At 55.3% G+C, this 6,609-nt stretch carries 6 protein-coding genes and 1 pseudogene; all 7 read right to left on the bottom strand.

The genetic code is table 11. The features are described from left to right. Nucleotides 1-181: 181 nt before the first annotated feature. Nucleotides 182-397: pseudogene (locus GWQ22_RS20615) on the bottom strand (hypothetical protein); the annotation flags it as partial. A 71-nt stretch (nt 398-468) separates the two neighbouring features. Then, on the bottom strand, nt 469-1,167 hold the full coding sequence (locus GWQ22_RS20610) for a DUF2931 family protein (protein ID WP_275931507.1): 699 nt from the start codon (nt 1,165-1,167) through the stop codon (nt 469-471). Between the two features lie 8 nt (nt 1,168-1,175). Continuing rightward, on the bottom strand, nt 1,176-1,877 hold the full coding sequence (locus GWQ22_RS20605; protein WP_275931506.1) for a DUF2931 family protein: 702 nt from the start codon (nt 1,875-1,877) through the stop codon (nt 1,176-1,178). Between the two features lie 8 nt (nt 1,878-1,885). Continuing rightward, nucleotides 1,886-2,587 carry a DUF2931 family protein gene (locus tag GWQ22_RS20600; RefSeq protein ID WP_275931505.1) on the bottom strand — a complete coding sequence of 234 codons (702 nt, stop codon included), beginning with the start codon at nt 2,585-2,587 and terminating at the stop codon, nt 1,886-1,888. Beyond that, nucleotides 2,587-4,536: a DUF2235 domain-containing protein gene (locus tag GWQ22_RS20595; protein WP_275931504.1), complete on the bottom strand. Its 1,950-nt coding sequence runs from the start codon at nt 4,534-4,536 to the stop codon at nt 2,587-2,589. Before GWQ22_RS20595 ends, GWQ22_RS20600 begins: the two co-directional genes overlap by 1 nt. Further along, nucleotides 4,536-5,330, bottom strand: coding sequence for a DUF4123 domain-containing protein (locus GWQ22_RS20590; protein ID WP_275931503.1), 795 nt, complete (start codon nt 5,328-5,330; stop codon nt 4,536-4,538). The genes GWQ22_RS20595 and GWQ22_RS20590 overlap by 1 nt, the downstream gene beginning before the upstream one ends. Continuing rightward, the coding region (gene tssI / locus GWQ22_RS20585) for a type VI secretion system tip protein TssI/VgrG (RefSeq protein WP_275931502.1) at nt 5,327-6,609 on the bottom strand (1,283 nt) is incomplete at its 5' end. The genes GWQ22_RS20590 and tssI, both read right to left, overlap by 4 nt.

Genomic DNA, 6,609 nt, shown 5'->3' with positions numbered 1-6,609 from the left:
GACATGTATTGAATGTGATCGCAGACTGGCCGGTGAACCGGGTCAGTGAACTGCTGCCTTGGCGTGTTGCTCTACCTGCTGAATAGCCTGTCGCCCCTGTCAATACGGCCTTCGCTGGACGCTTACGATCTTTAGGCAAATCCAGCGTGATGCCGTACCGCTTTTTGTCGTGAAATGACACCCATTCGATCTCTACCTTGTCAGGTACCGGCTGGCCGTAAAAACTCCGGCCAGCTCCGACAAACCAGCGATAGCTCTTGTCTTTTAAAAGCCGCTCGCTCACGGCGGAGACTGTGCCACCGCTAGATTCATGCGTTCTCCCCCCCTCCCGAAAAAACAGGGCGCGGGTATGCCAGATTTCATCTGCATTGGACCCAACGCTGTAGCTCCAATCCATCTTGGTCGGACCGTTGTCATTGCATCCCACCAACCCCAGTAACAGTAATGGCAGTAATAACCAGCGCATCATCATTGCACTGGGTTTATATCAGTCTTAGGCTGCGCCGCACGATAAGCGTCCATTATCGGGGCCCAGGCCATACCACTGGGGGTGGGGTATTGCTTGTAGTCATCACCGTATGCTTTATCAAAATCGTCGAACCACTCTTTGTAGACTTTGGTGACAGGATTTTCCTTGTCTTGCGAGGTTTGAATTTCCTTAGCAATCCCCCTGGCCAGCAGGATATCAGGTGTCACTCTGACACTGGTTAAAAATGCTTCCACATAGCCGCCGCTAGCCATACCTAAGCCAATATTATCTCGGCGTACTTCACGCCACTCATCCCTTACCTTGATGCGATAAGGTTGTGCAATCATGCTTTCCAGCTCTGCTGGCAATACCAAGCTAATGCGATAGCGCTTTTTGTCATGAAATGAAATCCACTCTAGGTCCACCCGATCCGGAATTGGCCGCGTGGTGTGGCTCCCTTTTGAAATACTCCAGCGATAGTCTTTTTCTTTTAACCCTTCAGCCCCAAAAAATCCGGCGGAACCATTCGTCGAGGCATCAACCAACTTGGCCTGGCGATAAAAGAGTACCTCGGTCACCCATAGTTCATCTGAGTTGGAACCCACCATATGGCGCCAGTCCAACTGCTTGGGGCCGGTAGTGGCAGCCTGGCAGGCCGTGACGAACGGCAACAGCAGCAGTAAGAGAATCCAGCGCATGGAAGCCATCATTGCACTGGGTCTGTATCTGTCTTGGGCTGCGCCGCTCGGTAAGCGTCCATGACCGGAGCCCAGGCCATACCACTGGGAACTGGATAGAGTTGATAGGCTTTGCTGTAGTTTTCGTCAAAATCAGCCCAACGATTTTCAAACTGACTGGCGAGCGGGAAACGTTGATCATAGGGATCATCTGTGACCTCTTTGGCAATTCCCCTGGCCAGTAAGATATCAGGCTTCACTTTGGCGTTGGTTAAAAACGCTTCCACATAGCCGCCGGTGGCCATGCCTAAGCCAATGTTATCGCGGCGTACTTCACGCCACTCATCTCTCACCTTGATGCGATAAGGCTGCGCAATCATGCTTTCCAGCTCTGCGGGCAACGCCAGGCTAATCCGATAGCGCTTCTTGTCATGATATGAAACCCACTCCACTTCCACCCGATCGGGGGCGGGGTGAATATCACGACGGCCCTTGCCGATGCTCCAGCGGTAATCTTTCTCTTTTAACGATTTGGCGCTAACTGAGCGTAGAGCCCCATTGGTTGAGGCATCCACCAACTTGCCCTGACGATAAAAGAGCACCTCAGTCACCCATATCTGATCGGCATTGGTGCCCACCATATGGCGCCAATCCAGCTGTTTGGGGCCTGTGGGGGCTGCTTGGCAGGCTGCGACTAACGGCAACAGCAGCAATAATAGAATCCAGCGCATGGAAGCCATCATTGCACTGGGTCTGTATCTGTCTTGGGCTGCGCCGCTCGGTAAGCGTCCATGACCGGGGCCCAGGCCATACCACTGGGAACTGGATAGAGTTGATAAGCTTTGCTGTAGTTTTCGTCAAAATCAGCCCAACGATTTTCAAACTGACTGGCGAGCGGGAAACGTTGATCATAGGGGTCATCTGTGACCTCTTTGGCAATCCCCCTAGCCAGCAGGATATCAGGCTTCACTTTGGCATTGGTTAAAAACGCTTCCACATAGCCACCGGTGGCCATACCTAAGCCAATGTTATCTCGGCGTACTTCACGCCACTCATCCCTCACCTTGATGCGATAAGGTTGTGCAATCATGCTTTCCAGCTCTGCTGGCAACACCAAGCTAATCCGATAGCGTTTCTTGTCATGAAATGAAACCCACTCTACTTCAACTGTATCTGGAGCCGGGTGAATATCTCGGCGACCGGCAGTGATCAACCAGCGATAGTCCCTTTCACGAAGCGATTCTGTATCAACTCGGCTAGACGCTCCGTTGGTTGAGGCATCTACCAATTTGCCTTGACGATAAAAAAGGACTTCATTCACCCATATCTGATCAGCGTTGGACCCCACCATATGGCGCCAGTCCAGTTGTTTGGGGCCTGTGGGGGCAGCTTGGCAGGCTGCGACTAATGGCAACAGCAGCAATAAGAGAATCCAGCGCATTAATAACCTCCCTTTTTATTACCCGTCAGCTTGCGGATCTCTTTGTCACTAACCCTATTGGGCTTGTTAACTAGCCCGGTATCTGCGCTGTAGTGCACATAATCCTGTCGCAACTTTTGGTACACCTCGTCAGGTAAGCGACGAGCCAAGTTGATCACCTCTCCGCGCCGTTTGGCCACATCAACCCATAGCTCATCGAGTTTGGCCAGGTTCACAGTGGGGCATGAAAGAGCGCTGTCCATCCGCAATCCCTTATCCGTAGGATCCCATTTATCGAACGGCACACCGGCATCCCGCGCAGCTTCCACCATCATGTGCAACGGGATCCGTGAATACTCCCCCTCCACCACCCGGTGCAGCACCACATCGACGCTGATGTTTCTATGACCGCCAGATTGACTGCCCGTGATCGGGCCCAGCGACCTGGGGCGTACATTCAAATAACCAAGCTGAGTTGTATCAAGATGGCTAGCCAAGGACAAAACGCCTTTGCCCCAGCCTTGTCCAGCCTGCATTTTGGCATAGGCACTGGCATCCCGATATGCCTGGGCATCCGTTGGATGGATGTGCGGCAACTCATCGGAACTGAAGGTCCCAATCACACTATTTTCAGTGATCAGCGGTGACGCATAGTTGGGATCACGCAAACTCCAGCGGCTGTAATAGCCCCCACCGATATCGGAGTGGGCGCCGGGAATAATCACTTCGGTAAAATTATCCGCAATCGCGGTACCTGCGGCATCGTCGGTGATACGGGTCAAGTCAAAGTGATAGCGCCACTCATCGGCAGCAACGATATGCACCACCCGCTCGGCGCAGTCAGGAGCCAACGTCACATTACGTTTACCCCACAGATAGGAGCTGACCACGGTATCAAACAGCCCGACAAACTGGATCCGCACATCATCACGACTGGCCCAGTCAAAGCCCGCTTTCAAGGGAATATCAGGGTCAGCAGCCATGGCTTCCACCAGTGGGTGGTCCCCCTTTTGGTCGATACGGTTTACAAACTGGCGAGCGGCAGATGCGCCTCGGCTAAAGCCAAAGACATCGAACTCGACCTTATGAATGCACTCGATGGTGGGCAGTATGCTCTCAAGTTGTTCTTTTATTTCTGCAACAATCTGGGTACGACAAGCCTGTTCGACACGGGAGGCGCTGGAGGTCTTACCTTTATCAGCCCCCAGACCCACACCGGTGTCATCCTCACCTTGGGTTGTGCCTATCCCCTCAACATAAACCTTCACGATAAGAGACCGCTTACTTGGGGGGAGATACAAGTCATGAGCCTTGCCGATATTGGTGATGTCGTTCTTCTCACTGTTATTCAGACCATCAGGCAACGCCCCTTCAAAACACTGCTCCAGCAATATCTGCTGTTCTTCCGGGCTGCATTGCGCCAAGGCCTCCTCCAATGCGCTTTTCCCCCCCTTGTGCTTGAAGGTGTTGTTGGCGGTGCCATCAAAGAACACCCCGATACGCAGGATATTCAGCTGATAGCCCTTCACCTCAATCACATAGGAGTGCTTGGTGATAAAGCGCGGGGGCTGGGCTTTTCCTGCTTGATGCCCTTCCGGTAGCGGCTGCTCGGGGTCGGTGAGGCAAAGGTCGCCAGTGGTCACCTTGACGAGCTCACGCTTCATATCGCAGTGTCCGAAGAGCTTGTCGGTATAGGGGGGGACCTTGCTGGTCTCGCCTTCTTTTAGGGCTTCACGGGACTGGGCGGCTTTCAACCAAGGCTGGGTTTCCAGCTTGACCGTCACCGGACCGACCGCAAAGCCTTGTACCAGGGTTGGACCGTCTTTCAGGGTCACGGTTTGGGTTTTGCCTGCAGCGTCGGTCAAGGTGGCTTTTTGCCCCTTGAACGAGCGGTTCTGTTCATCCCGAACGTCTATCTCAATCCAGCAGTTACTTTGCTCACAGGGGATGCAGTGGGCACTGATAGCCATTACACGGCTCCTATCAATTCAGGGTGTTTGTTCAGCCAGTTCTTCACCTGAGCCAGTTCGTCGTTAGTCAGCATCAATGGCGCTCTGATGGCATCGAGCGCCATATTAGCCTGCAACGTGAGAGCGCCAGCCACAACGCCATCAAGGATGTCACCTTCTAACCCACCCTGATTGGCCTGCTTGAGGACTGTGGCAATTGCGGCTTCCGGATTGGGATGACGCGCCATCATATCCTCCATGCGCTGCCAGAAGTGGCGCGAGAGGATGTAGGCGTGACGGCTTTCGTCATACAGCGGTGCCAGGTGGTGAGGCAGGACGCGAAACCAGGGTGCTTGGCGGGGAGTAAATTCGGCATCAGGCGTACGTAGCCAAGCGCTGTCGTTAGCCCACAGGCTCAAGCAGGGGCCGAGCACATCATCGAGCTCCTGCTGACTCATGGTGTCGAGCATCTTGGGGAAAACCCGGTTATCGGCGTAGCGCAGCCACATCACCTCCCCTTCAAACGCCACCTCTATCAGGCTTTGCCAATGCTGCTGTACCACATCCATGGGGGCGCTGCTGACGACATAAAAGCCGCCAAGTTGCGGGTGAGCGGCAATAAACTCAGGAGTGGGAGACGGTAATAGCCAGGGGCCTTGCTCGGCTTGGTCTGCAAAGGCCGTACCGGCAAACAAGGGGGAGGCATGCTCTCCCCCCATGGCACAGAAACTCGCAACGGCAGTGGTATCCAATGTCGCATCGACGATGGCAAAAAGCTGGCCCGGTTGTTGGTTACGCCATTCTTGAAAGGTCATGCCTTACCTCCCTTGGCGAAGGGACAAGGCTTCACTAGTGCAGCCATGGACTCCATGCTCTTTTGAATCGAGAACGCCGGGATATTAGCCGGGGGTGCGGGGGGTACTTTCACCGCACCTGGCAAGCCGGGCATCTGACCCGCCCAACCAGAGCCGGAGCCAGGGCTACCCCCTGAGTTCATCTTGATGCTGGGACCGACCAGGGTGACACCACTGGGGTCAACTTTCAAAAAGCTGCCACCGACCTTGAGGGTTAACTCGGAGCCTGCTTCCAGCACAATCTTGTTACCGGCCTTGATGTGGACCTCTTGGCCCGCTTCAACCAGCAGTGACTGGGCCAGCTTCTGGTGCAGGGAAGCATCTACCGTGAGGGAGTAGTCAGCCTTGATGTGGTCGCGCTTCTCGCCTTCCACCGTCAGGTGGTCGTTGGCCTTGATGCGGGTGACGCGCTCATTGTCGATGTCGGTGTGCTGGTCATGCTTGATGTGCCAAGCAGCGTCGTTCTCTATCAGCACATTCAGGTCTTTCTGACCGTGGATGTAAATCTCTTCCTGACCCGCCTGGTCTTCGAAGCGCAGCTCGTTAAAACCTTCCCCCTGATGGGTCTCGGTGCGCAGCACGGTGCGGGTCTTGTTGGCTGGCAGCTCGTAAGGCGGTCGGTTGGTGGCGTGGAAGGTGCGACCGGTGACGATGGGCTGGTCGGGGTCTCCTTCCAGAAAGCTCACGATGACCTCATGGCCGATACGCGGGATGGCCATCATGCCGTACTGGCCACCGGCCCAGCCCTGACTCACCCGCACCCAGCAGGAGCTCTGGTCGTTGGAGCTACCGTAGCGGTCCCACGGGAATTGCAGTTTTACCCGACCGTGTTCGTCGCAGTAAATCTCCTCCCCCTCCGGGCCCACCACGCTGGCGATTTGCGGGCCATCCACCATCGGCTTATGGGGTGCCTCGGGGCTGCCGATGCGCGCCCGCCAGGTGGTGCTCGCTTTGACCACGCTAAATTCGTTGTGGTACACGGTCGGGCCACTGCCGCCCTCCTCCTCCAGCGCCTGCGGCTGTTCGCCGGTGTGGCGGATATGAACGATTTGCCAGTCGGTGTTGAGGCTGCCGTTCGGATGCTCGGTGAGTGAAAATGTCTGGCCCGGCAGCAGGGCTGCGCTGTTGGACTTGCCACTGCCGCTGACCGCGTCATTGCGCAGCGCATCGAGCCGGTGCTGGGCAAACGCCTTGCCACTGCCGTCCTGCTTGTAGCGGCCCGGATAGTCAAAATGCTGGT

Origin of the sequence: Aeromonas sp. 1HA1, from assembly GCF_029237385.1 — a bacterium.
Lineage (GTDB): Bacteria > Pseudomonadota > Gammaproteobacteria > Enterobacterales > Aeromonadaceae > Aeromonas > Aeromonas popoffii.
The sequence above is the reverse complement of the archived record's forward strand: the minus strand, read 5'-3'. Positions and strand labels throughout refer to the sequence as shown.

Bases quoted from the DNA above. Each gene is read 5' to 3' on its own strand.
- GWQ22_RS20610 (WP_275931507.1), bottom strand. From the start codon at position 1,167: ATGCGCTGGATTCTCTTACTGCTGCTGTTGCCGTTCGTCACGGCCTGC.
- GWQ22_RS20605 (WP_275931506.1), bottom strand. From the start codon at position 1,877: ATGCGCTGGATTCTATTATTGCTGCTGTTGCCGTTAGTCGCAGCCTGC.
- GWQ22_RS20600 (WP_275931505.1), bottom strand. From the start codon at position 2,587: ATGCGCTGGATTCTCTTATTGCTGCTGTTGCCATTAGTCGCAGCCTGC.
- GWQ22_RS20595 (WP_275931504.1), bottom strand. From the start codon at position 4,536: ATGGCTATCAGTGCCCACTGCATCCCCTGTGAGCAAAGTAACTGCTGG.
- GWQ22_RS20590 (WP_275931503.1), bottom strand. From the start codon at position 5,330: ATGACCTTTCAAGAATGGCGTAACCAACAACCGGGCCAGCTTTTTGCC.